The organism is Pseudomonas sp. ICMP22404 (assembly GCF_006227205.1).
In the GTDB taxonomy this organism is placed as follows: domain Bacteria; phylum Pseudomonadota; class Gammaproteobacteria; order Pseudomonadales; family Pseudomonadaceae; genus Aquipseudomonas.
In genome coordinates this window covers 102,392-126,976 of sequence record NZ_VCNG01000020.1, presented here as the reverse complement: position 1 = coordinate 126,976, position 24,585 = coordinate 102,392, and the positions used below count along the sequence as shown (strand labels likewise).

The 24,585-nt window shown below is 61.6% G+C and carries 21 protein-coding genes, 1 tRNA gene, 1 pseudogene and 1 riboswitch; of the genes and pseudogenes, 5 read left to right on the top strand and 18 right to left on the bottom strand.

Going from position 1 to position 24,585, the window contains the following annotated elements:
• The coding region (locus FGE05_RS26900; protein WP_139649729.1) for a calcium-binding protein at positions 1-1,441 on the top strand (1,441 nt) is incomplete at its 5' end.
• A gap of 134 nt (positions 1,442-1,575) precedes the next feature.
• Here the strand turns inward: FGE05_RS26900 and FGE05_RS26895 are convergent.
• Positions 1,576-2,205 carry a LysE family translocator gene (locus FGE05_RS26895; RefSeq protein WP_139649727.1) on the bottom strand — a complete coding sequence of 210 codons (630 nt, stop codon included), beginning with the start codon at positions 2,203-2,205 and terminating at the stop codon, positions 1,576-1,578.
• 141 nt (positions 2,206-2,346) lie between these two features.
• Here FGE05_RS26895 and FGE05_RS26890 point away from each other — a divergent pair, with 141 nt between their 5' ends.
• Complete coding sequence (locus FGE05_RS26890) at positions 2,347-2,823, top strand: Lrp/AsnC family transcriptional regulator (RefSeq protein WP_139649725.1); 477 nt, start codon at positions 2,347-2,349, stop codon at positions 2,821-2,823.
• 254 nt (positions 2,824-3,077) lie between these two features.
• Positions 3,078-3,857, top strand: coding sequence for an SDR family NAD(P)-dependent oxidoreductase (locus tag FGE05_RS26885; RefSeq protein WP_139649723.1), 780 nt, complete (start codon positions 3,078-3,080; stop codon positions 3,855-3,857).
• Positions 3,858-4,009: 152 nt separating this feature from the next.
• Here FGE05_RS26885 and FGE05_RS26880 read toward each other — a convergent pair.
• The 12 genes and pseudogenes from FGE05_RS26880 to FGE05_RS26820 form a co-directional block, all read right to left on the bottom strand.
• Positions 4,010-4,083, bottom strand: a tRNA-Gly gene (locus tag FGE05_RS26880).
• Positions 4,084-4,240: 157 nt separating this feature from the next.
• Positions 4,241-5,125, bottom strand: a complete 885-nt coding sequence (locus tag FGE05_RS26875) for an alpha/beta fold hydrolase (RefSeq protein WP_139649721.1) — start codon at positions 5,123-5,125, stop codon at positions 4,241-4,243.
• 310 nt (positions 5,126-5,435) lie between these two features.
• Positions 5,436-6,128, bottom strand: a complete 693-nt coding sequence (locus FGE05_RS26870; protein ID WP_139649719.1) for a pseudouridine synthase — start codon at positions 6,126-6,128, stop codon at positions 5,436-5,438.
• A gap of 35 nt (positions 6,129-6,163) precedes the next feature.
• Positions 6,164-6,382, bottom strand: a complete 219-nt coding sequence (locus tag FGE05_RS26865; protein WP_139649717.1) for a cysteine-rich CWC family protein — start codon at positions 6,380-6,382, stop codon at positions 6,164-6,166.
• Positions 6,375-6,986, bottom strand: a pseudogene (locus FGE05_RS26860) (GGDEF domain-containing protein); the annotation flags it as partial. The gene FGE05_RS26865 and the pseudogene FGE05_RS26860, both read right to left, overlap by 8 nt.
• A gap of 257 nt (positions 6,987-7,243) precedes the next feature.
• Positions 7,244-9,022 (bottom strand): allophanate hydrolase, encoded by a 1,779-nt coding sequence (gene atzF, locus FGE05_RS26855; protein WP_139649713.1) that lies wholly within the window; start codon positions 9,020-9,022, stop codon positions 7,244-7,246.
• Between the two features lie 22 nt (positions 9,023-9,044).
• On the bottom strand, positions 9,045-12,686 hold the full coding sequence (uca, locus tag FGE05_RS26850; protein ID WP_139649711.1) for an urea carboxylase: 3,642 nt from the start codon (positions 12,684-12,686) through the stop codon (positions 9,045-9,047).
• Between the two features lie 301 nt (positions 12,687-12,987).
• Complete coding sequence (locus FGE05_RS26840; RefSeq protein WP_139649707.1) at positions 12,988-13,629, bottom strand: urea amidolyase associated protein UAAP2; 642 nt, start codon at positions 13,627-13,629, stop codon at positions 12,988-12,990.
• Between the two features lie 11 nt (positions 13,630-13,640).
• On the bottom strand, positions 13,641-14,366 hold the full coding sequence (locus FGE05_RS26835) for an urea amidolyase associated protein UAAP1 (protein WP_139649705.1): 726 nt from the start codon (positions 14,364-14,366) through the stop codon (positions 13,641-13,643).
• Between the two features lie 14 nt (positions 14,367-14,380).
• Positions 14,381-15,169, bottom strand: a complete 789-nt coding sequence (locus tag FGE05_RS26830; RefSeq protein ID WP_041021089.1) for an ABC transporter ATP-binding protein — start codon at positions 15,167-15,169, stop codon at positions 14,381-14,383.
• A complete protein-coding gene (locus FGE05_RS26825; RefSeq protein ID WP_139649703.1) occupies positions 15,166-15,981 on the bottom strand; it encodes an ABC transporter permease in 816 nt (271 codons plus the stop codon). The genes FGE05_RS26830 and FGE05_RS26825 overlap by 4 nt, the downstream gene beginning before the upstream one ends.
• Positions 15,982-15,996: 15 nt before the next feature.
• Positions 15,997-17,064 carry a putative urea ABC transporter substrate-binding protein gene (locus FGE05_RS26820; RefSeq protein ID WP_139649701.1) on the bottom strand — a complete coding sequence of 356 codons (1,068 nt, stop codon included), beginning with the start codon at positions 17,062-17,064 and terminating at the stop codon, positions 15,997-15,999.
• Positions 17,065-17,124: 60 nt separating this feature from the next.
• Positions 17,125-17,226, bottom strand: a riboswitch (guanidine-I (ykkC/yxkD leader).
• Between the two features lie 303 nt (positions 17,227-17,529).
• On the opposite strand from FGE05_RS26820, the gene FGE05_RS26810 reads away from it, so the two are divergent.
• Positions 17,530-17,913 carry a hypothetical protein gene (locus tag FGE05_RS26810; RefSeq protein WP_139649699.1) on the top strand — a complete coding sequence of 128 codons (384 nt, stop codon included), beginning with the start codon at positions 17,530-17,532 and terminating at the stop codon, positions 17,911-17,913.
• Between the two features lie 167 nt (positions 17,914-18,080).
• Here the strand turns inward: FGE05_RS26810 and FGE05_RS26805 are convergent, their stop codons facing one another.
• Positions 18,081-19,193 carry an enoyl-CoA hydratase/isomerase family protein gene (locus FGE05_RS26805; RefSeq protein ID WP_139649698.1) on the bottom strand — a complete coding sequence of 371 codons (1,113 nt, stop codon included), beginning with the start codon at positions 19,191-19,193 and terminating at the stop codon, positions 18,081-18,083.
• 127 nt (positions 19,194-19,320) lie between these two features.
• On the opposite strand from FGE05_RS26805, the gene ung reads away from it, so the two are divergent.
• On the top strand, positions 19,321-20,016 hold the full coding sequence (gene ung, locus FGE05_RS26800; protein ID WP_175386948.1) for a uracil-DNA glycosylase: 696 nt from the start codon (positions 19,321-19,323) through the stop codon (positions 20,014-20,016).
• A 114-nt stretch (positions 20,017-20,130) separates the two neighbouring features.
• On the opposite strand, the gene FGE05_RS26795 is transcribed toward ung, so the two are convergent.
• From FGE05_RS26795 to FGE05_RS26780, 4 genes are read right to left on the bottom strand one after another with little or no spacing between them, the layout of a single operon-like run.
• On the bottom strand, positions 20,131-21,168 hold the full coding sequence (locus FGE05_RS26795) for an AbrB family transcriptional regulator (protein ID WP_139649694.1): 1,038 nt from the start codon (positions 21,166-21,168) through the stop codon (positions 20,131-20,133).
• Positions 21,161-22,675, bottom strand: coding sequence for a tripartite tricarboxylate transporter permease (locus tag FGE05_RS26790; RefSeq protein WP_139649692.1), 1,515 nt, complete (start codon positions 22,673-22,675; stop codon positions 21,161-21,163). Before FGE05_RS26790 ends, FGE05_RS26795 begins: the two co-directional genes overlap by 8 nt.
• Before the next feature lies 1 nt (position 22,676).
• A complete protein-coding gene (locus FGE05_RS26785; protein WP_024781296.1) occupies positions 22,677-23,138 on the bottom strand; it encodes a tripartite tricarboxylate transporter TctB family protein in 462 nt (153 codons plus the stop codon).
• Positions 23,139-23,193: 55 nt separating this feature from the next.
• Positions 23,194-24,171 (bottom strand): tripartite tricarboxylate transporter substrate binding protein, encoded by a 978-nt coding sequence (locus FGE05_RS26780; RefSeq protein ID WP_041020824.1) that lies wholly within the window; start codon positions 24,169-24,171, stop codon positions 23,194-23,196.
• Positions 24,172-24,585: the final 414 nt, after the last annotated feature.

Below are 24,585 nucleotides of genomic sequence, written 5' to 3'. Positions count from 1 at the left end.
CACACCCACCATCATCGAGCAGGCCGGTGGTGGCAACGATGAAGTCCGTGTGTCGGTGATCAATCCGAGCGGCACCATCCTGGCTGCAAACGTCGAGCGCCTGACCTACGTTGGCACCGGCGCCTTCACCGGTTATGGCAACGATAGCGACAACGTCATTACCGGCGGTTCGGGTAACGACACGCTGTACGGTGGCGCGGGCGCGGATCAGTTCATCGGCGGTGTTGGCTATGACATAGCGGGCTATCTCGACAGCAAAGAAGCTGTGACCATCAACCTCAAGACGGGTGTGCATTCGGGAATCGCGGCAGGTGATACCTATACCGGTATCGAGGTCATCAGAGGATCGAGTTTCAACGACATCTTCTATGGCGGTAGTTCGTCCATGATGGTGGATGGCACGGGCGGCCTGGATTTGGTCACTTATGAACAGTCTGATAGCGCGGTGACAATCGACCTGACCAACGGCGGCGCTAACACAGGAGAGGCTGCTGGCCATACCTACACCAATATTGAGATGTTTCAAGGCAGCAGTTTTAACGACACGCTATCGGGCTCCGGTTTGAAGGACATCTTCGTTGGTGGAGCCGGGGCAGATGTCATCGATGGGCGTGCAGGTCTGGACAGTGCTTGGTATATCACAAGCACAACAGGCGTCTCGATCAACTTGCAGACTCAAATCAATCAAGGTGGTGATGCCGAAGGCGATGTATTGCTCAACATCGAACACGTGTTGGGTAGTCACTTCAACGATGTCTTGGTTGGAGACGCGGGTGTCAATTATCTGGAGGGCGGATTGGGCAACGATGTTATTGATGGCGGGGATGGTAATGATTACCTCTATGGCGGGCTGACTTCGTCGATAGGACCTTTCAAAGTCGATAGTTCAGCCAATGGGCCGCAAGCAGACATTTTGTACGGTGGCGGTGGTAACGACACCATCGTCACGGCCGCCAGCGACGAGGGTACCCAAGCCTATGGCGAGGCTGGAAGCGACACTATCACTGTGGCGCATGGCATGGCTGATGGTGGGGAAGGCAACGACCTGTTGACCGGTACAGGCGTGGGCTTTTCACTGTCAGGAGGTCAGGGGGATGACAGACTGATATTGCAGGCCGGCGGTTTTGCTAACGGTGGTGAGGGCGACGATATCTACACCATCAATACTCCAACGTTGGTGACAATTCAGGACGACGGTGTCAGCACTGGCGACAAATTGGTTTTGTCCTATATCAGCAGCTCTGAACTGTTGGTTGATCGCATCGGCGATGACCTCTATCTGCACCGATCAAGCTTCGCCCCAGGGCAGACACCACAAGAAGGTGTGCGGCTCAAGGATTGGTACGCAGGTTACGACACCATCGAACAGATCCAGACAGCTGACATGCAGCTCATCGGCCTGACAGGCATCAAGGAGTTTCCCGATGCCTTGTTTTCCTGAACAGTTGAGTGTCCCTTGTAAGTGAAGAGGAAGGTGACGGTCCAGTGTATTGCACACAGGACCGCCACCTGGCACAACCGCTCGTTCCCCCCGATTCAGGCCCCTATAGGGTCGAGCCCTGACCCCCCACAGCGCTATGACTGCTGTACGAATGTCAGCCGCACTGCAAAACCAATCAACAGGCTCCCAAACAGCCACTGCTGCAGACGCTGAGCGGAAGGGGAACGCTGCAACCAGCGCCCAAGCGCCACACCCATCAGTGCGTAGGCGCAGTCGAACAGCAAGCCAATGCCCACCAGGGCCACGCCGAGGGTTGCAAATTGCCCAAGTACCGGGCCGCCCTGTGGGTCGATGAACTGCGGCAGCAAGATCGAACAGAACAGCAATGCCTTGGGATTGAGCAGGTTGGTCAGCAACCCGCGCCGAATCGCCTGGCCCCAGCGCTGCTTTACGGGTTCGATACCGGCCGCTTCAAGGCTTGGCAACAAACGAGTCCGCAGGCACTGAAAGCCGATCCATAACAGGTAGGCAGCGCCGACCAGGCGCACCGCGTCGAACGTCCAGGGGGCGGTCTTGAACAATGCCGAAAGCCCCAACGCGGCCAATACGACATGACATCCCCGTGCGATTGCCAAACCCGCCGCCGTCGCCAATGCCGGGCCCTTGCCCTGACGTGCGCCGGTTTGCAGCAACAGGATCATGTCGGGGCCCGGCAACAGGTACACCACCGTCAAGGCCATCAAGAACAACCAGAACTCTGCCATGCCACGCCCCCTTCATACGTTTGAGAGTGCCAGTCTAAGGTGAGAGGGCAGGGCAGGTGCTTGCGAAGTCAGCTTCTAAGCCATAAAAAATTGGCATAACCTGCCAATTATCAAATAAAAGAAAATGGATACTGCTAAATCATGAAACTCGATGCTTTCGATCGCAAGATCCTTGCCGCATTGCAACGCGATGGCCGCCTGAGCAATGTGCAATTGGCCGAGGAAATCGGCCTGTCACCCTCGCCGTGCCTGCGTCGCGTGCGGATGCTCGAAGAGGCCGGCGTGATTCGTGGCTACCAGGCCATCCTTGACCGAGACGAAGTGGGCCTTGGGCTGACGATATTCGTCGGTATCAAGGTTGAACGGCATAACGACGAACAAGCCGAAGCGTTTTACCAGGCTGTCACGGCATTGCCGGAGGTGATTTCAGCGTTCCTGGTATCGGGAGAGTCAGACTTTCTGCTCCAGGTGGTGGTGCCGGACTTGCGGGCGTACGACCGCTTTCTGACGGGGCGGCTGCTCAAACTGCCAGGGGTCAGTGATATTCGCAGTAACTTTGCGATTCATACCGTGAAGACGCCGGGGGCGTTGCCGTTGGGGCATTTGCCTGTGGGCTGAGTTTTCTCCGGCGATGGAGCCCATTGCAATTCCGGCGCCTGGAGAACGGAGTCTTTGATGACGCCCATGCTGCTCCAGACGATCGCAAACTCGTGATACGGCCCTTCGGCATAGGTGCCTTCGGGGAGACAGACCGTCCGCTTCTGGTCATTCCCCGCCGCTCACTGATCTTTAGTGCATCAGTGCGGGCGCTAGCGTCTACTCTGGACTGTCAGACAGTATTTATTTCCTGTGTCGTTCTGTGGAGCCGTGCAATGGTCAAAAGCTGGAGTGGTCAGGTCGCATTGGTCAGTGGCGCTGGCAGTGAACACGGGATTGGTCTGGCTATTGCGCGGCGGCTCGGAGAAGCGGGTGCAAAGCTGATCATCACCGGCAGCAGTAGCCGTATCCATGATCGCGTCGCGCAACTGAATGCGGAAGGTCATGAGGTGCAAGGACGCGCTGCGGATCTTACCCAGCCGGCTCAGGTCGACGAACTGGTGACTTGGGCTGAATCGCTCTGGGGGCGAATCGATATACTCGTGAACAATGCCGGCATGGCGATACAGGGTGAACCTGAAACCTTCTCTGAAGTGGCCAATATGAGCGTCGAGCTGTGGAACACTTCGATTGCCCGTAATCTGACCACTGCCTTTCTGTTGACCCGCGCGGTGTTGCCGGGGATGCAGAATCGTCGTTACGGACGCATCGTCCATGTCAGCTCTACGACCGGCACCCGCGTCAGCAACCCTGGCGAGGCCGCGTATGCGGCGGCGAAAGCGGGGATGGTGGGCATGAATATGAGCTTGGCGCTGGAAGTCGCGCCCTACGGTATCACCGTGAACTCTGTTGCCCCCGGGTGGATCGCGACGCAGTCCAGCACAGCGGAGGAGATGAACGCAGCGCAGTATGTTCCTGTCGGGCGTGCCGGTAGGCCGGACGAGGTCGCCGCAGCGGTGGCTTTTCTGGCTTCCCCGGAGTCCAGCTACATTACGGGCGAGGTGCTCGTGGTGGATGGGGGCAACTGCCTCTCCGAGAACAAAAGCCCCAGATGAGCGCCGGGAACTTCGGCGGTGAGCAGGGGTTAACCGTTCAGCCAGCCCAAGGCGGGCCATTCAAAAACACCAGACCAAAAAAAACCGGCCACTCAGTGCCGGTTTTTTATATCCCCCGTCAAAACCACCACGACGCGAGACCAGAATTCGATTGGAGCGGGTGAAGGGAATCGAACCCTCGTTATCAGCTTGGGAAGCTGGAGTAATGCCATTATACGACACCCGCTCAGAGCGGCTGACTTTGTACCAGATGTGGGCGCGGATTTGAAGTTTTTCTTTGCCTGCGGTGAGGTTCCCGGTCGACCCAAGCCTCAAACCAGAGCGGTCATTCGCGAGCAAGCCCCATTGTCGAGGGGACGGGGCTTGCTCGCGAGGACGCGGTTTCAGATTGCCAGTGCATGGTAGCCCTGCACCTGGCTGTAGCGTGGTCGGCTTTCGTGGTGGCCCGGCTTGAGGAAGCCCAGCAAGGCGTTGCGGCTATCCCGGAAGGCGGCCTTGTGTTCCATGTCCAGGAAGTGCCCGGTGGCTTGCAGTGTGCTGAACGTACTGTGTTGCACATAGTCGGCGAACAGCCTCGCGTCGGCGGCCGAGGTGTACTCGTCCCATTCACCGTTCAGGAACAGTACCGGCACGTTGATGTTTTTCGCCGCCCTTGCGTAGCAGCACAGGTCGCTCTGGAGCACTTCGCTGATGTGGAAATGCATCTGCCCGTATTCATGCTCGGCCAGGTTGCTGACATGGCGATGGTTGAAGCGCTTGAACAGCGGCGGCAGATGTTTGCCGATGGTGCTGTTGACCAGATGCCCCACCCGGTCGCCGTCCAGGTTGCCCAGGTAATCGACGCCACGCTCGAGGTAGTCACGCATCGGCGCATTAAGGATCGGTGAGAACGAACTGATCACCGCTTTTTCGATGCGCCGCGGACGATGGGACAATGCGGTCAATGTGGCGGCACCACCCCATGAGAATGACAGCACGTGTTCGGCGGCGAAATGGTCGATCAGTTCCAGCAGGATCTGGCCCTCGACCTCCTTCGTCAGCATCTTCTCGTGCCGGTTGTGGGGCTTGGATTTGCCTGCGTACGGTTGGTCATACAGCACGACGTTGAATTGCGGATGAAGATTCTTGACGGTCTGTGCAAACGACGCGGTAGTGGCCAGCGAGCCGTTGACCAGAATGATGGTCTTTTGTGCGGCGTCTGCGCGATAGAACTCCGTGTAAACCCGATACTGACCCTGTATATCCAGCACAGCGATTTCTGGCCTCATGTCATAGACTCCTGGCAAGCGGGTATGCGCGCAATGAGATTACACGGGCAATGTGACAGGTAGGCATTCGCCTGGAAGATAAGGCCCAAGTCGATCCATACAGACCGGTCGACGGGTGTTGTTATTAGGCGGGCAGTCTGTCGGCGGGCAAGGCGGAACCAGAGGGTTCTGGCCGACAAAAAGTTTCTTAGAGGTATGGGGTGACTAATCGGTCACATTTCGGCCGACGGTTTGATTCAAGCAGGGGGACGGCCGTTGCGCAAGTGTCCTTTTGAAAATTGTTCGACACTTCTGCCCGGCGGTCATCGGCTCAGATCAGGCAGACCTCTTCCGGGGTCAAGGCGCGGTATTGGCCCGGCTCGAGATCTGCATCCAGCGAAAGCGGCCCCATGCGTTCGCGGTGCAGGCGCAACACTTTGTTGTCGAAGTGGCCGAACATGCGCTTGACCTGGTGATAGCGCCCTTCAATGATACTCAGTCGCGCCGACTTCGGCCCCAGCAGCGCCAACTCCGCAGGCTGGGTGGTGAGGTCTTCGAAGGCAAAGTACAGGCCACGGGCGAAGGTGACGGCATACTCGGCAGTGATGGTCTGCTCGGTCTCGACGTAGTAGACCTTTGGCAGCTTCGTTTGCGGCTGGGTCAGGCGTCGCGACCAACTGCCGTCATTGGTGATCAGCATCAGCCCGGTGGTGTTGAAATCCAGGCGCCCGGCGATGTGCAGGTCGTCCTTGTCCGGTTCGTCCAGCCAATCGAGCACGGTGGGATGCTGCGGATCGCGCGTGGCACTGACGCAGCCGGCAGGTTTATGCAACATGAAATACCGCGCCGCTCGGCCTGCCTGCAGCAGTTCCTCGTCGACTTCGACGCGGCTGAACTCGCTGACCTGAGCATGCGGGTCGCTGATCACCTGCCCATCGATGCGCACCCGGCGCGCCACCAACAACAACCGGACCTGTTGGCGATTGAAGCGCGGCAGATTACTGAGGAAACGGTCGACGCGCATGGGGCATTCAGGCCTGGGAGCGGAGGGCGGGAATCTTACTGGATCGGCTGCTGCTTGGCGCGCAGTTGGTTCTCGACCTGGGCACAGCGCGGGCACAGGCAGGATTGATCGCGCAGCTCGACCGGCAATGCCTCGAGCACGGCCGGGTCGATACTCACGCCGTAACACCAGCAGGTTCGGTCGGCTGTTTTCGGGTTGGCCAGGGTGCAGTCATTGGCGCTGCCGCAGGCAGGGCACAGGTCGGGTTTATTCATAACTGGAGTGAGGCATCTCAACGCAGGTTCGGTTGCTTCCGGTCTGTCGGGCACGTTGCAGTGCATGATCGGTCCGCGACAGCAGGCTGTGCAAGGTGTCGTTATCCTGCAAGGTGGTGAGGCCGATGCTGATGGTCGCCAACAGTTGCTTGCCACTGCAGAAATAGCGCTGCCTCTCGATGTGCTGACGAATCTTTTCGGCGATTTTCAGACCTGTCTGTCCGTCGGTGTCCTTGAGCAGGACGACAAAGGTGTCGGTACTCCAGCGACACACGATGTCCGAATGCCGCAGGCTATCGCTCAGGTCGCGGGCAAATCCGCTCAGCAGCTGGTCGCTGACGATGTGACCATGGGTGGTGTCCAGTCGCTTGAAATCGTCCAGCTCCACCAGCAGCGCCGTCAAGGGTTTGGGCTCGCGCTGGGCTTCGTGCAGGGCTTGCACGGCCAGCAGGTCGAAGCCACGACGGTTCGGCAATTCGGTCAGGCTGTCGAGGGTGGATTGGGCGTCGATGCGCTGCTGGTAGTGATTGATCAGCCGATAAAGGATGGCCAGGACCGCCAGCGTCACGAGCACGCCGATCAGCAGGTTCAAGTACAGCGTCTTGAGCATGTGGTCACGCACAGAGGCATGGGCTGCGTAATAACCCAGCAACGCAATGATCAGGAAACCTGTACCGAGCAGCGCCACCACCGCCAGGAGCGGCTTGCGCTGGGAATACAACGGCGAACGGAGCGACATGGCGATTCCCTTGGCACAGACCCAATGAAGTCAGTTTAGTGGCCTTGTGGGAAAAGACATTCAGATTTGCCGGTTTGCAAGATTGTGGCGAGGGGATAAATCCCCTCGCCACAGGGCAGTGTTTACTCAAGGGTCGTCAGATAAGCCCGCCACCCCCCCAGATGGCTGATGTCCTGAGCGCCCTCCAGGCCATACGACTCGCAGATGAATCCACTTTCCCAGCGCCCATCGGCCAGTTGCACCTTGCCCAGCCCCAACGGTGCGGGAATGCCAGTCAGGAACGAGCCCAGTTCACTGCTCGGCAGCTCCCAGACTTCGACCTCGATCGCCACGCCGCCTTCACGAACCCGAACCATGCCGGGACGCAAGAGTGGGCCACCGGCCAAGGCATGGAGGCGGTAGTCCGGCGAGCTTTGGGTGGCCTCGATCAGCCGGGCACCGCGTTGCTTGAGCTGCCAGTTCAGTGCCAACCCGTCCAGGTGTGCGCCACACACCACCAGTCGCGCCCGGTCATGGCGGGCCGGATGGCCGGGAACGGGCAAGGCCTTGCCCTGTTGACGCTGCAAGGCGTCGGCCACGCTCAAGAGGTATTGATCGGTGAACGCTCGACCGAACAACGTCACGCCCCAGGGCAAACCGTTGGCCATGAACGCGCTGGGCACGGCGACGGCGGCGTAGTCCAGCAGGTTCATGAAATTGGTGTAGTACCCCAGCTCCGAGTTGCGCAACACGGGTTCGGCGGCCAGTTCTGCGAGGGTCACCGGCCGGCCGATGGTCGGGGTAAGTACGCAATCGAGCGCGTCCATGGCCCGGTCGCATTGGGCTTTGAGCGCTTGCAAGCGATAGCGGGCGCGGAAGGTTTGTACGCCATCCACCGTGGGTGCTTTCGCCAATACGGCACGGATGACGGGCAGTACGGCGTCGGGCTCGCGCTCCATCAATGGGCCGGCAACGCTGTAGCGTTCGGCCACCCACGGGCCTTCATAAAGCAGCCGCGCCGCTTCCAGGAACGGCGACAGGTCCAGTTCCACGGCTTCGCCGCCCAGACGTTCGAGGCGCTCAATGGCATCCAGGAACAGTTGCGGACCTTCAGGACAGCCGAAAAACGCCAGGTCTTGTTGGCGCGGCACACCGAAGCGAAAGCGCCGGGGCGTGCCGAACGCGGTGCCATCGTTCCACTGCGGGTTGTGACGACTGTAGTCATCACGAGGGTCTGGACGGGCCGTCAGCGCCAAGAGCTGGCTGGCTTCTTTCGCCGTCCCTGTGAAGGTGGTGACGCAGTCCAGCGTGCGACAGGCCGGAACCACGCCCGCCGTGGAGATCAACCCCAGGGTGGCCTTCAACCCCACCAGATTGTTCAGCGCCGCTGGCACCCGACCAGAGCCGGCGGTGTCGGTGCCCAAGGCAAAACTTGCCACGCCCAAGGCCACGGCCAGCGACGAACCGGCGCTCGAACCGCCTGCCGGATAGTCGGGCAACACACTGTTGCGGCAGGCACCGTAGGGCGAGCGAGTGCCATTGAGTCCGGTGGCGAATTGGTCGAGGTTGGTCTTGCCCATGGGGATCGCGCCCAGTGCCAGCAACTGCTCGACAATGGTGGCCGAACGGTCCGGTACGTAGGCAAATGCCGGACAGGCTGCGGTGGTTGGAATGCCGGCCAGGTCGATGTTGTCCTTGATGGCAAACGGTACGCCGTACAGCGGCAGGCTCTCCAGGTCGCGGCCTTCCAGCGCGGCCAGGTAGGGTTCCAGTTCCGCGGCCGTCAGCAGGTGGATAAACAGGTGATAGTCCGGGTTCAGCGCCGCGGCTTTTTCCCGCAGGTCCAACAGCAATTTCCGAGGCGTCAGTTCGCTGCTGCGGTAGGCATTACGCAGGTCGTCCAAGCGAAGCGAAAGGTTCATGGTATTAATCCTTTGATTGAGTTCAGTCACGTTCCAGCACCACGACGCGCTGTCCGGCGCGCACCGCCGAACCGGGCTGGACGCGCACCTCGTGTACCACCCCGGCCACGGGAGCCAGCACCGGTATTTCCATCTTCATCGACTCCAGGATGACCAACACATCGCCGGCGGCGACCCGAGCGCCAACCTTCACCTGAACCTGCCAGAGGTTGCCGGCGATGTGGCTGTCGACGCTCAGTTGACCGTCAGTCAGCTGCGCATCTTCACTCGGCGCGATAGCCGGTTCTTCACTGTCGAAGTGCGCCTGGCCACTGGCGATCCAACGCTCGCGCTCAGCGTCGAAGGCGCCTTGTTGCTGGCGGCGGAACGCGGCGATGCTGTCAGCCTCCTGGGTCAGGAAATGCTGGTAGTCAGCGAGATTGAGCTGGCTCTGCTCGATCTCCAGGTTGAAGCGGCCCAGGGGGAAGTCCCGGCGGATGCGCAGCAGTTCATCGGCGCTGACCGGGTAGAAGCGGATCTGGTCGAAGAACCTCAGCAGCCAGGGTTTGCCGTCGAAGGCGGCGACGTCCCGATAACGATTCCACATCTGCAACGTGCGCCCGACGAACTGATAGCCGCCAGGCCCTTCCATGCCGTATACGCACATGTAGGCGCCGCCGATGCCCACCGAGTTTTCCGCGGTCCAGGTTCGGGCCGGGTTGTATTTGGTGGTCACCAGTCGATGTCGTGGGTCCAGTGGCGTGGCGACCGGTGCGCCGAGGTAGACGTCCCCCAGGCCCATCACCAGGTAGCTGGCGTCGAACACTGTGCGCTGCACTTCATCGAGATTGGGCAGGTCGTTGATGCGCCGGATGAACTCCAGATTGCTCGGGCACCAGGGCGCGTCCTTGCGCACCGTAGTCATGTATTTCTCGATGGCCAGCTGACAGGCCGGATCATCCCAGGACAGCGGCAGGTGGACGATGCGCGACGGCACTTGCAGGTCCTGGGCGGCGCACACTGCGTCCCATTCACCGACGATGAGGGGCAGCAGATCGGCCAGGGGCATTTGCTCGGGTTGGTAATGCACTTGCAGCGAGCGAATGCCTGGCGTCAGGTCGATCACGCCGGCCAGTTGCTTGTGTTCCAACGCTTGCATCAAGGCATGGGCGCGAAAGCGCAGCACCAGGTCCAGTTCGGGGGCGCCGATTTCCAGCAGCAGGTGGGTGTCGCCGGCTAATCTCGCCACCATCCGGGTGTCGCCTTGACCGATATCCAATACCACAGGCGACACGATCCCCTGTGGGAGCGAGCCTGCTTGCGATAGCGGCCTGACAGTCAATGATTCAATGACTGAAAGATCGCCTTCGCGAGCAGGCTCGCTCCCACACTGATCCCATTTCAGGGCCAGTGAGCGGGCGGTGGAGATATCCACCGGCACAAACCGCACCTTGTCTCCCGCCTTGAGTTGCCCCAACTGCCAGAGGTCCGCTTCGATCACCGTCACCGGGCAGACGAAGCCGCCCAGGCTCGGGCCGTCGGGACCAAGGATGACGGGCATGTCGCCGGTGAAGTCCACGGCGCCGATGGCGTAGGGGTTGTCATGGATATTGGAAGGGTGCAGCCCGGCCTCGCCACCGTCGGCACGGACCCATTCGGGTTTTGGCCCGATCAGGCGCACGCCGGTGCGGCTGGAGTTGAAGTGCACTTCCCAGGCCGTGTGGAAGAACGTCTGGATGTAGCGTTCGGTGAAATATTCGGGTGCGCCGTGGGGACCGTAGATCACGCGGATCTGCCGCACGCTTGGCAGTTCCAGGATCGGCGCGCGCGTTGGCGGCAGTGTCGCGTGCTCGTCCAGCGATGCCAGGTGCAACACGTCGCCAGTACACAACGCTCGTCCGCCGTGGCCGCCAAACTGGCCGAGGGTGAAGGTGCTTTTACTGCCCAGGTAATCCGGCACTTGTACGCCGCCTTGCAGGCACAGGTAACTGCGCGCCCCGGCGCCAGAGATGTTGCCGATCGCGAGGGTGGCGCCGGCAGCAATCGACAACGGTGTATTCATCGGCACCGCTTCGCCGTCGAGCGTGAGGGCAATCACCGCACCGGTCACCGCCACCCGGGCTGCGCAGTTGAAACGCAGCAGCGGCCCGTTCATGGTGATTTCCAATGCCGCCGCACCTTCTTCGTTGCCCAAGAGGCGATTGCCCAGGCGCAGGGAACGGCTGTCCATCGGCCCCGACGGCGGCACACCCACGGCCCAATAGCCGAGGCGGCCGGGATAGTCCTGGACGCTGGTCTGGGTGCCGGGGCTGAGCACTTCGACGGTGTTGGCGCGATAGATCAGCGCTTCCAGGCAGCGGGTCCAGGGCTGGCCGCTGGCAAACGGTGTGTCGAGGAGAATCTGTTGCAGGTACTGGCGGTTGGTCTCGACGCCGTACAGCAGGCTTTCGTCCAGTGCTTGATGCAAGCCCAGGCGTGCCTGCTCGCGGGTGGGCGCCCAACGAATAACCTTGGCGATCATCGGGTCGAAGTAGGGCGGGATCTGGCAACCGGCCTCGACCCAGGTGTCGATGCGCAGTGCTTTGCCGTCGGCCCGGGGAAATTCCACGGCGGTCAGCAGCCCCGGGCTTGGCTGGAAATCCCGACCGGGGTCCTCGGCATACAGGCGCGCCTGGATCGCGTGGCCCTCGGCTTTCAAACCTCGGCCCAGCTCGCTCAGTGGCGGCAAGTCACCGGCCGCCAGTTGCACCATCCAGCGCACCAGGTCCACGCCCCACACCTGCTCGGTGACGCCGTGCTCCACTTGCAGGCGGGTGTTCACTTCCAGGAAATAGAAGCGCCCTGCGTCGCTGTCGAACACGAACTCCACGGTGCCGGCACTGCGGTAGTTCACGGCCTGGGCCAGTTGGATCGCCGCTGCACAGAGTTCGTCGGCCATGCCCTCGGGCAGGTTCGGCGCCGGGGTTTCCTCGAGGACTTTCTGGTTGCGCCGTTGCACCGAGCAGTCGCGCACACCCAGGGCGATCACCTGGCCCAGACCATCGCCGAATACCTGCACTTCAAGATGCCGCGCGCGTTCGATGTACTTTTCGATGAACACCCCGGCGTCGCTGAAGTTGTTCTGGCCCAGGCGCTTGACCGCTTCGAAGGATTCGCTCAGGTCGGCGGCGCTGCGACACACGCGCATGCCGATGCCGCCGCCGCCCGCGGTACTTTTGAGCATCACCGGATAGCCGAGCTTTGTACCCGCCAAGAGCGCGGCGTCGAGGCTGTCGAGCAGTTCGGTGCCTTCGAGCAGTGGCACACCGTGCCGGCGCGCCAGGTCGCGGGCGGTGTGCTTGAGACCGAACACACGCAGTTGCTCTGGCGTCGGACCGATGAAGGCAATCCCGGCAGCCTCGCAAGCTTCAGCGAAGGCGGCGTTTTCCGAGAGAAAGCCGTAGCCGGGGTGGATCGCGGTCGCGCCGCTGCTTCTAGCAACCGCCAGGAGCTTATCCACCGCCAGGTAAGTACCGGCCGCCGCGCCTTCGCCCAGGCAGTGGGCTTCATCGGCCTGGAGGATATGCAAGCTGGCGGCGTCGGCCTGGGAATACACCGCCACGCCCTTGACCTTCAGCTCACGCAAGGTCCGCAGGATGCGGCAGGCGATAGCGCCACGGTTGGCGATCAGGATTTTTTCGAACATGGCATTACCCCTCAGGCATGCGTGCTGCCTGAACTGGGATGCGGGCCGTCCCGCAGTTTTCGATGGCCGCCGGGGTCGTCCCAGGTGGCAAACCTCCAAGCATCACTGCGGCCCTTGTGGGAGCGAGCCTGCTCGCGAAAGCGGTGGTACATCCAACATCGTTGTGACTGACAGACCGCTATCGCGAGCAGGCTCGCTCCCACAGGGGGGAGGTGGTGTGCATGAATCTGTGTTTACTTGATGCACTGCCCCGACCGGCTCTGGCACAACGCGAACAGCCAGCGGCGAAGGCGGGTGAGTTTCAGTTCCATATCAAAAGCTCCGCTGGCGTGGGGTTGTAGGCGTTGCACGGGTTGTTCAGTTGCGGGCAGTTGGAGATCAGGACGATCACGTCCATCTCGGCCCGCAAGTCGACATATTTGCCCGGCGCCGAGATCCCGTCTTCGAAGGTCAGGCCGCCATCGGCGGTGACCGGCACGTTCATGAAGAAGTTGATGTTCGGCCCGATGTCGCCCTTGCCCAGCCGACCGTCGTGGGCGCAGGCCCGCAGGTAGTTGTCGCGGCAGCTGTGCATGTAGCGTTTTTCCAGGGCATAGCGCACGGTGTTGCTTTCCTGGGCGCAGGCGCCGCCGAGGGTGTCGTGGCGCCCGCACGTGTCTTCGACGATGGTCAGCATCGGGTGGCCGAGGTTGGAATACAGCACGCTGCCGGTGCTCAGGTAAACGCAGTTCTGCCGGCGCAGGGTGCGCTGCACGTCGTAGCGTTCCTTGGAGTTGGCCAGGCTGTAGAACAGCGTATCGACCGCCTGGTTGCCTTCCAGGTCGAGGATGCGCAGGGTCTGGCCCTTCTTGACCTCCACCAGCCAGGGTTCCCCGGCGGGGATGGTGGCGCGATAGATGGCGGCGTCAGGCTGCTTTTGTACGGTGGCGATGGCGAGTGACATGGCGGCGATCCTCAGGCGAACAGGCGGTCGGTGTTGATGAAGCCGCGCTGGTTTTCCGGGCGCGAATGACGGCAGTGCTCGGCGACGCTGGCGTCGGCGTTCATCCAGCTGAGCTTGAGCGGTTGTGGCGCGTATTGCGGGTTCGGGTCCATCGGGTGTTGCAACGCGGTCAGTACCACCAGGGTGTCCATCGGGGCGTACAGCTCGATGTAATCACCGGCCTTGGAATGGCCTTCGACGAAGTGAAAGCGGCCGGCCTCATCGACGTTGACCCGGCTGAACAGGTTGAGGGTCATCAACAGGTCGGACAGGCCCAACCCCCATTTGCCCAGTTCCACCAGCAGGTTGTCGGTGCCGTTGCGAAAGAACCCGTTGCGCAGTTCCTGATAGCGGCCCTGACCGTATTTTTCAGCGACTTCCTCGGCGCAGAGCACGCCGCCCAGGCTATCGCTCCAGCCGCAGGTGTCGGCGGTGATGGCCGCCAGCACCCGGCCCATGTCGGAGTAGAGGCAATGGCCGGCGGTGAGCTTGGCGGTGTGTTGGCATTTGAGGCTGTCGGGCAGGTTCAGGCGTTCGGTTTTTTCGTTGGCATTGAGGAGTGTCAGGCTCACGTTGGCCCCGCCGCGCAGATCGGTCAGGCGCAGCAGTTGGCCGCGCTTGAGCACAAAGGAACGGTGGCCGCCGCCGGGCAGCAGTTCTTCGGCGAAAGGTGTAAACAATTGGGTCGAATCGGTCATGGCAAAAACTCCTTTCAAGCGATACGCAACGTGCCGGCCAGTTCGGCGGGCAGGGCGTCGACGGCGGCACGGGCGGTGCGGCGGTCGCTGTTCAATGGAATGTCGTAGGTAATACGTGCGCCATAGGCGCCGGGGGCGTGCGGGTCGACACGGACCTTGTCGAACACCAGCAGGCGCGTGCCGAGGCTGAAACCTTCGCTCAGGTCGTGGGTGACCATGAACACCGTCAGCCGGGTTTCGCGCCACAGCTCCAGCAACAGGCTGTGCATGTCTTTGCGAATGCCCGGGTCGAGGGCGCCGAAGGGCTCGTCCAGCAGCAGGACACGCGGCTTCATGATCAGTGCCTGGGCGATCGCCAGTCGCTGTTGCATGCCCCCGGACAGTTGCGCCGGGTATTTATCCAGCGCATGGCCCAGGCCGACCTTGTCCAGCAGTTGCGCGGCGTCTTCGCGGGCCTGGCGCTTGGCGCTGCCGAACAGGCGGCCCAGCAGCGGCGAGCGCGGCAACTCCAGGCCCAGGGTCACGTTGTCCAGCACGCTCAGGTGCGGGAACACCGAATAACGCTGGAACACCACGCCCCGGCTGGCATCCGGTTCGCCGGCCAAGGGCTCGCCGTCCAGTAGAATCTGTCCGCGGCTGGCGCGTTCCTGGCCCAGCAGCAGACGCAGGAAGGTCGACTTGCCGCAACCCGAAGCGCCCACCAGGGTGCAGAACTCACCCTCGGCGACCTTCAGGTTCAAACGCTCCAGTACCACCTGATCGGCGTACTGTTGCCAGACATTGTTCACCGTAATGAAGCTCATGCCTTCGCCCCCTCGTACCAGGGGAACGCTTGCCGGGTCAGGCGCTTGAGGCCCCAGTCCATCAGCCAGGCGAGCAGGGTGATCCACACCACGTACGGCAGGATCACGTCCATCGCCAGGTAACGACGCACCAGGAAAATCCGATAGCCCAGTCCATCCGTGGAGGCAATGGCTTCGGCGGCGATCAGAAACAGCCAGGCCGAACCCAGCATCAGCCGCAGGGAAATCAACAGGCGCGGCAGCAGTTGCGGCAGCACCACCCGCAGCATCAGCGTCCAGGTCGACGCGCCGAGGGTCTGGGCCTTGATCAGCAGCTCGGATGGAATTTCCCGGGCGCGTTGTTCCAGGTCGCGGGCCAGGCACGGTGTGATACCAATCACGATCAGCATCACTTTCGACAGTTCCCCCAGGCCGAAGACGATGAACAGGATCGGCAGGATGGCCAGCGGCGGCACCATCGACAGCACCGTGAGCAACGGCGATAACGGTGCGCCAAACAGTGGCAGCGTCCCGGCAGCCATGCCCAGGCATAACCCGGCCAGGGCGCTGATGCTCAGGCCGATGGCCAACCGGCGCAGGCTCGACGCGGTGTCTTGCCAGAGCAGGTATTCGCCACTGCGGGCATCTGGTGTGAAGGCCAGGCGTTCGACCGCATCGGCCATTTGCACGGCACTGGGCAGCAGCTTGTCGTTGGGGTTGTCCGTCAACCGTTCGGCCGAGCCCATGAAGTAGGCGAACAACACCAGCGCGAATGGCAGGATCACCAGCAACAAGCGGCTGGGACGATCCGGGTAGCGGTTGATCAGGCGCATGCCAGGTCCTCCGGTTTACAGCTTGGCGTCGGCGGCCAGCTGTACGTAGGTCGGGTCGAAGCGCAGCTTGAGGTTGGCCTTGTCGCCGCGGGTCACGCCATTGGCGAACGTCATGCCAACCGCGTCGGTGCTCTTGGCGCCTTCGCCCAACAAGCCGTGCTGGAACGAGAACTTGGCCACTTTGCCCATGGTGGCGGGCAGTTGCTCGCTGGTGGCGAAGCTCAGGGCTTCCTTGGGCGTGGCGAACAGCTTGGTGGTGTCCAGTTGCGCCTGGAAGCCGGCCAGGTCAGTGCCCGAGGCTTTGGCCATGTGCTCCAGCGCTGCCTTGCTGCCGGCGTTTTTCGCGTTCATCAGGGCGACCACTTCAAACCAGGCGCCGGTCAACGCTTTGCCCAGGGCTGGGTTGTCCTGGAGGGTCTGGGTGTTGACCACCATCATGTCCATGATTTCGCCGGGAACCTGACTGGAATTGAACACTTCGCTCACGCCTGGCTGGGCTTTGATGTCCGAGAGCATCGGGTTCCAGGTGGTGACGGCCTTGACCTGGTCGGTGTTGAAGGCGGCGGAGATATCGGCGTCGGAGGTGTTGACGACTTTCAGGTCTTTCTCGGCGAGGCCAACGGAATCCAGGGCGCGGGCCAGTAGGTAATGGGACACCGACAGTTCCACCAGATTGACGTCCATGCCCTTGAGGTCGGCGACTTTCTTGCCTTCGCCCTTGAGGACGATGCCGTCGTTGCCGTTGGAGAAATCACTGACGATCAGCGCCGTGCTGTCCACGCCACCGGCTGCGGGAATGGTCAGAGCGTCCATATTGGTCATGGTGCAGCCGTCGAACTGACCGGCGGTGTACTGGTTGATGGATTCGACGTAATCGTTGAGCTGCACGACATCGATCTTGATGCCGTATTTTTTTGCCCATTTATCGACGATGCCTTGGCTACCGGCGTATTCCCAGGGCATCCAGCCGGCGTAAATGGTCCAGCAGACGCTGAAGTGGTCTTTCTGGGCGGCGATGGACGAGAGGCTCGCGAGGGCCGAAAGGGCGGCGAGGAGCAGGGCGGACAGACGAAGCTTGAGCATGGTGGTTCTCCAGTTGATCAAGGGCGGACAGGAGCAACGCGGCACCGCGAACGGTGGCTTGTCTCCCGGGCTTTTGTCCCGCCGTGTAACCTCAACTGGAGGTCGCCAACTCTCGGACCAGCCACTCGCCAGAAGCGAGCCGGAACCCTAGTCAGCCATTGCAAATTGTGGTGCCGCGAACCTGTGATGACTCCTGCACGGAATTATTAAAGCGAGAGCCGTGCCAATTCGGGCAAAGGCCCGGACTAGAGAGAGCGGGTGTTGAGAAGGGATGCTTGAGGGCGGATTTGTGCGTGCTTGTGGTGCCGTCGCGCACCGGAAGAGGGCGACGAGCGACATGTTTCCAGTTGTTGCCACATCGCACCAGATTCCGATTTTGCTGTCTGAATATGCGTCAGTCACACAACGTTGACTGCCGCCCATCAGCGTCGCTGATGTGGCCCATCCGCGGTCCAGGAGGCCGCCATGTATCGACGACTGCTGCTCATTGCGTTTCTCGGTTTGACTCTTTCGGCCTGCGTGCCTTACTACGACGGAGACTCGAGCTATTACCGTTCCGAGGTCTATACCTCACCAGCGCCGGTCTATTACGGCGGTGGGAGCTACTACTCGGCGCCGCGCTACTATTCGGCACCAAGGTATTACCAACCGGCGCCACGCTACTATTCGGCACCGCGCTACTATCAACCCGGCCCTCGCTACTATTCACCGCCGCGGGCGGCCTATCGGTCTTATCCGAGTCGGGGCGGCTGGGACGGCCGTGACCGGGGTGGTTGGGATGATAATCGGCGTGGCGGGCGTGATCATCGAGGACGGGGCGACCACGATGGACGGGGCAGCCATCGCTGATCTCCAGATAATTGAAAGCGGCGCATCGAGCGCCGCTTTTTTTTTGCCGGCAACAAAACCTGTGGGAGCGAGCCTGCTCGCGAAAGCGTCGGGTCAGTGACACTAAAGTTGGCTGATACGCCGCTATCGCGAGCAGGTTCGCTCCCACCCGGTTTCGCTCGGGACTTCTACTCATTGGCCAGATCCGCCAGCGGATGCCGCCCCTCCCAGGCTTTGTGGAAATGCGCCTCCACCGCCGCTTCAGGCACATGGTTGATGTCCGGCCAGTGCCAGTGGGGTTTCTGGTCCTTGTCGATCAACCGGGCCCGCACGCCTTCGCTGAATTCAGGATGTCGGCAGCAATTGAGACTCAGTGTGTATTCCATGCGAAACACGCTGGCCAAGGACAAGTGCCGGGCTCGGGCGATCTGCTCCCAGACCAGATGAGCGGTCAGCGGTGAGCCTTCGGTCATGGTCCTGGCGGCCCGGGCGATCAGCGGATCCGGATGATCCACCAGCAGGCTGAGGGCCTTCCAGGCGCAGCGCACGTCGCTGACATCCAGCCATTCGTCGATTTGCTGTCGACGTGGCAACCATTGGGCTTCGGGTAACCGATCGAGGGCTTCGCGCTGCAAGGCCTTGAGCAGGCTGTTGAGTTGCATATCGGTCTGTTCCTGCCAGTTGAGCTGCAGCAGGCCTTCGATCAGGTCGTCCTGTTGTTCATCCAGCAAAAAACGGTCGGCCAGGTCCAGGTCGATGGCATCCCGGGCGTTCATGTGGGCGCCGGTCAGGCCGAGAAACAGCCCGAGCTTGCCTGGCAGGCGCGACAGGAACCAACTGGCGCCGACATCCGGGTACAGGCCGATGCTGATCTCCGGCATCGCCAGGCGACTGCTCGGTGTGACGATCCGGGTGCTTGCGCCCTGCAACAGGCCCATGCCGCCGCCGAGCACATAGCCGTGGCCCCAGCACACCAAGGGCTTGGGGTAGGTGTGCAAGTTGAAGTCCAGGCGATATTCCGCCGCGAAGAATTGCGCCGCCAACGGCGGCACTTCACCGGGATGGGCGCGGCAAGCCTCCACCAGGCTGCGTACTTCGCCACCGGCGCAGAAGGCCTTGGCGCCGTTGCCACGCAGTAATACACAAACGATTTGCGGTTCCCGGGCCCAGGCATCGAGACGATCGCGCAGCGCGTTGATCATCGGCAAGGACAGGGCGTTCAAGGATTTTTCGGCATCCAGGGTCGCGATGCCAATACGGGCCCCCGTGATGCCCGTGAGTTCTTCGAAGTGCAGATTCATCGTGACCTCGATCAGAAATTGAATGTTCAGTATGAACGCTGTGTGGGAAAGTGCCGGTTCTGCGTCAGATCAATTGACAAGCCATGTAGGCTTTCCTAGGGTGCGCCCATTGTTTTTACTGGGTGCAATCATGACTGCTGACGACCGTATCAAACTCGAACCGAGCTGGAAGCAGGCGCTGCGTGCCGAGTTCGACCAGCCCTACATGGCAGAGTTGCGCGAATTCCTGCGCCAGGAGTACGCCGCCGGCAAAGAGATCTACCCACCGGCCTCGTTGATTTTCAATGCCCTCAATTCCACGCCACTGGACAAGGTCAAGGTTGTGATCCTCGGGCAAGACCCGTACCACGGCCCGGGCCAGGCCCATGGCCTGTGCTTTTCGGTGCAGCCGGGCGTCCCTGCGCCGCCGTCGCTGGTGAATATCTTCAAGGAATTGAAGCGCGACTTGAACATCGACATCCCCAGCCACGGCTACCTGCAAAGCTGGGCCGACCAGGGCGTGTTGCTGCTCAATACCACCATGACCGTGGAACGCGCCAATGCCAACGCCCATGCGGGCAAGGGCTGGCAGCATTTTACCGACCGGGTCATCGAAGTGGTCAGCGCGCATCAGCCGCATCTGGTGTTCCTGCTATGGGGCGCCCATGCCCAGAGCAAGCAGAAGCTGATCGACGCCACCAAGCACCTGGTGTTGACCTCGGTCCACCCATCGCCGCTGTCGGCTTATCGTGGCTTCCTGGGGTGCGGGCATTTCAGCCGGACCAACAAGTTTCTCGAACAACACGGCGAGGCGCCGATCGATTGGCGATTGCCGCCGGTTTAAGTGTTCGACAGTGCGGGCCTCATCGCGAGCAGGCTCGCTCCCACAGAGGATGTGCGGCGCTGGCACAGATCAATGTGGGAGCGAGCCTGCTCGCGAAAAGGGCGACACGAATGATCAGTCGGGACCCGGTCGGCGCATCCAATACCTGAACAACGGCTCTGCCAGAAACAGCACGAACAACAGCCGCATCACCTGCAATGCCGTCACCAACGGCACCGACAATTGCAGCGTCTCTGCCGTCAGGCTCATTTCCGCGATGCCGCCGGGCATCATGCCGAGGGTCAGTGAGCGCAGGTCCAGGCGGGTCAGGGTGCTCAGGCCCAGTGCCGCGAGGGTGGCGATCAGCATCGTCAACACGGTGCCGATCAGGGTACGCCCCATGAACGACGGAGCTCGTCGAAAGAACTGCCGGTTGAAATGACAACCCAGACCGCTGCCGATCAGCCACTGGCCAATCTGGCTGCCGCCATGGGGCAAGCCGATGTGCAGGTCCCAACCGATACTGACCGCCGCACTTACCAACAGCGGTCCGAACAGCCACGGGTTGGGTTGACGCAGGCGTTCCCAGATCCAGGCGAGCAGGGCGCCCGCCGGGAACAACAGCACCAGCCACAGCCAATCCACCGTGGTGGCGTGCTGCACCGGTGCGCCTTCACCCAACAGGTATTTGAAGGCAGCAGGCACGCACAGCACCACCACCAGGACTCGCAAGCTCTGGCCCGCGGCGACGCGGCTCAGGTCTGCGCCATTGCGCGAGCCAAGGTTGACCATTTCGCCGGAGCCGCCCGGCATGCTGGAGAAAAAAGCGGTGGCGCGGTCCTCGCCGGTGCGGCGCATCAGCCACACACTCACCACGCTGGACACGCTGGTGATCAGCGCGCCGAAAAAGATCAGGCCGAAGTGGCCCAGGACCTGCTCCATCACCAGCGGGGTGAAGTGAAGGCCAATACCGATGCCCACGACCCATTGGCCGCATTTACGGCCGCCGGGGATTTCCTTCAATTGCCACGGCGTCAGGCAACGCACCAGGATGATCGCCAGCAACGAGCCGACCATCCAGGGCAAAGGCCAGCCGATCAGGCTGGCCAGATAACCGCCGGCCAGACCGACCAGCGGTGTTCCCCACCATTGTCTGAAGGTTGTTTCAGACATTGGCCACTGCACGTCGTTGGGCGGCGCGGCGACGCCAGATCCGCAGCAGTGGCATGAACAGCATGATCGCCGTCAGGATCCAGCAGCCGAAGGTGATCGGACTCGACCAGAGGATTTCCAATGCACCGTTGGAAATCGACAGCGCGCGCCGCAGGTTCTGTTCCATCAGACCGCCAAGGATGAACCCCAGCAGGACCGGCGACAGTGGGAAGTCCAGCTTGCGCAGGATGTAGCCGAAGATGCCGATACCAGTCATCAGGAACAGGTCGAACGTGGTGGCGTGCACCGCGTAGACACCGATGCCGGTGATGATGGCGATGACCGGCACCAGTGCCCAGTTCGGCACCGCCAGGATACGGGTGAACACGCGGATCATCGGGATGTTGAGGATCACCAGCATGATGTTGGCCACGAACAACGATGCGATCAGGCCCCAGACGATGTCCGGTTGTTGTTGGAACAGCAGTGGGCCGGGGGTGATGTTGTACAGCGACAGCGCGCCGATCATGACCGCCGTGGTGCCCGAACCGGGAACGCCTAGGGTCAGCATCGGTACCAGCGCGCCGCAGGCCGCGCCACCGATGGCGGTTTCCGGCGCGGCGAGGCCACGCTTGTCGCCCTGGCCGAAGGTACCGCTGGCACCGGCGATGCGCTTCTCGGTCATGTAGGCCACGGCACTGGCCAGGGTCGCGCCGGCACCCGGCAGCACACCCATGATGAAACCAAGCACGCCGCATCGCAGGTTCACGACGAACACCGAGGCGGCTTCCTTGAAGTTGAACATCATCCGTCCGGTGGCTTGCACCGCTTCCTGGCCGCGATGGGTTTTTTCCAGCATCAACAGGATTTCGCTGACGGAGAACAGACCCAGTACCAGCACGACGAACTGGATGCCGTCGGCCAGGTGGACGCTGTCACCGGTGAAGCGGTACACGCCGCTGTTGGCATCGATCCCGACAGAAGACAGGAACAGACCGATCAACGCCGCGATAAACGTCTTGAGCGGGCGGTCGCCGGCCATGCCGCCGAGGCAGACGATGGCGAACACCATCAGGACGAAATATTCCGCCGGTCCGAAGGCAATCGCCCATTTGGCCAGCAGCGGAGCGAACAGCACCATGCCACAGGTGGCGATGAACGCACCGATGAACGAACTCCACGCCGACAGCGACAACGCCACGCCAGCCAGGCCCTGGCGGGCCATCGGGTAGCCGTCGAGGGTGGTCATCACAGTGGAAGCTTCCCCCGGGATGTTGAGCAGGATCGAGCTGATGCGCCCGCCGTATTCGCAACCCAGGTACACCGCTGCCAGCAGGATCAACGCCGATTCCGGCGGCAAGCCCAGGGCAAACGCAATCGGGATCAGCAGGGCCACGCCGTTGATCGGCCCCAGGCCGGGCAGCAGGCCGACCACGGTGCCGATCAGGGTGCCGGTCAGCGCTGTGACGAGGTTATAAGGCGTCAGTGCGACACCGAAACCCTGGCCGAGATAATTCAGGGTATCCATATCAATTCTCCAGGACGTCGAGCAGGCCCAGGGGCAGCGGCACGTCCATCAGCTTGTCGAACAACAGATAAAGACCGATGGCCATCAGGCTGATGATCACCACGCTCGGCACCCAGCGGCCGCCATACAGGCGAGCCATCGGCACCCCGATCAGGATGCTGGAGAGGATGAAGCCCAAGGGCTCGAAGGTTCCGGCGAATACCAGTAGCAGCACCACGCAGATGCCGATCTTTTGCAGGGTTTCACGGTCCAGTTGCGGTTCGTCTTCGCTGTGCACGATGGGAACAGGGCGGAACACCATGTACAGCAGTGCCAGGCCCATCAGTCCCAGCATCAGCAAGGGAAAGGCACGGGGGCCCACTGGTTCGTAGGAAAAGGCGGCCTGGTACGGCCAAGCCATCAGCGCGAGGCCAATACAGACCAGCAACAGCACCGCGGCAAAAATACGTTGGAGGGTGAGCATGACTAACTCCTGGGCAGCGCCGGGGGAACCGACGCCACCGCGAGAACAGAGACGGTTACTGGATCAGGCCGAACTCTTTGGCCAGCACCTTGTAATCGGCCACTTGCTTCTTCACGTAGGTGTCCAGTTCCGGGCCAGTCATGGCGAACGGGAACAGTTCGCGCTGGTCACGCAGCTTGGCAAACTCTTCGGAAGCCAGCAGCTTGTCGAACGCGTCTTTCCACCAGGCGTAGTCTTCATCACTCACCTTCGGCCCGAGGTAGAAGCCGCGCACCACCGGCCACAGGATGTCGTAGCCTTGCTCGCGAGCGGTGGGGATGTCCTTCATTTCCGGCTCGTCCAGGCGCTTCTCAGCGAACACGGCCAGCAGGCGCATGTCACCGCTCAGGATGTGGGGCATGGAGTCGGAAATGTCGGTGCTGCCCACCTGGATGTGACCGCCCAGCAGGGCAGTGGCGATCTCACCGCCGCCTTCAAGTGCCACGTAGCGCAATTTGCGTGGATCGATACCCGCAGCCTTGGCGATCAGTGCGGTTTGCATCCAGTCCTGGCTGCCGACGGTACCGCCGGAACCGATGACGACGGATCCAGGATCCTTCTTCAGGGCCTGCACCAGATCATCGAGGTTCTTGTAGGGCGAATCGCTCTTCACCGCGATGGCGCCGTAGCTGGTGCCCACGGCTGCCAGCCAGCGCACATTGGTTTCGTCGAAACGACCGAACTTGCCTTGTGCCAGGTTCAGCAATGAACCACTGGACCAGGCCACCAATGTGCCGGCGTCCGCCGGACGTTGCGCGACCACTGCGTTGTAGGCCACCGCACCGACACCGCCGGGCATGTAGGTGACACGCATCGGTTTGGTCAACAGCTTCTGGTTCACCAGCGCGCTTTGCGCCAGTTTGCAGGTCAGGTCAAAACCACCGCCGGGCGCTGCGGGGGCGATGCACTCCGGGCGTTTCGGCTCGGCGAGCAATTGTCCGGTGAACATCAGGCATCCGACGGCCAGGGCTACTTTACGCATTGATAGGTTCATTCTCGTCTCCACAGGAGTTGTTGTTGTGTATTGCAGTCGTTGCGCTGCCGAACCCTTTGGATCGGGCAACAGGTCCAACGCAGGAACTTGAATCTATAGCTGACCCACCGGCACATGTCCGGGTATTCGCTGGCGGCACTGGCCACGGGGGGGCGGGTTGGGGCGGGAAAAGCGAGCAGGCATGGGCGCCTGGGGCTGCATGGACAGCATGGGGATACTCCGCTTTATTGTTCTTATGTGAAAACGCATCGGGGCGTTTCTCGTTCGCGATTGTGTTTGGCGATCGGCAGTCGAAACTGTCCGTGAGAGGACTCTAATAGCCCAACCTTTCGCTAACCTTTCAAAAGCTTTCAGGATGTTTTTAGGCTTCACAGCAGCGGATGCGGCTGTAAACTCCGCGCCAGTGAATGGTGC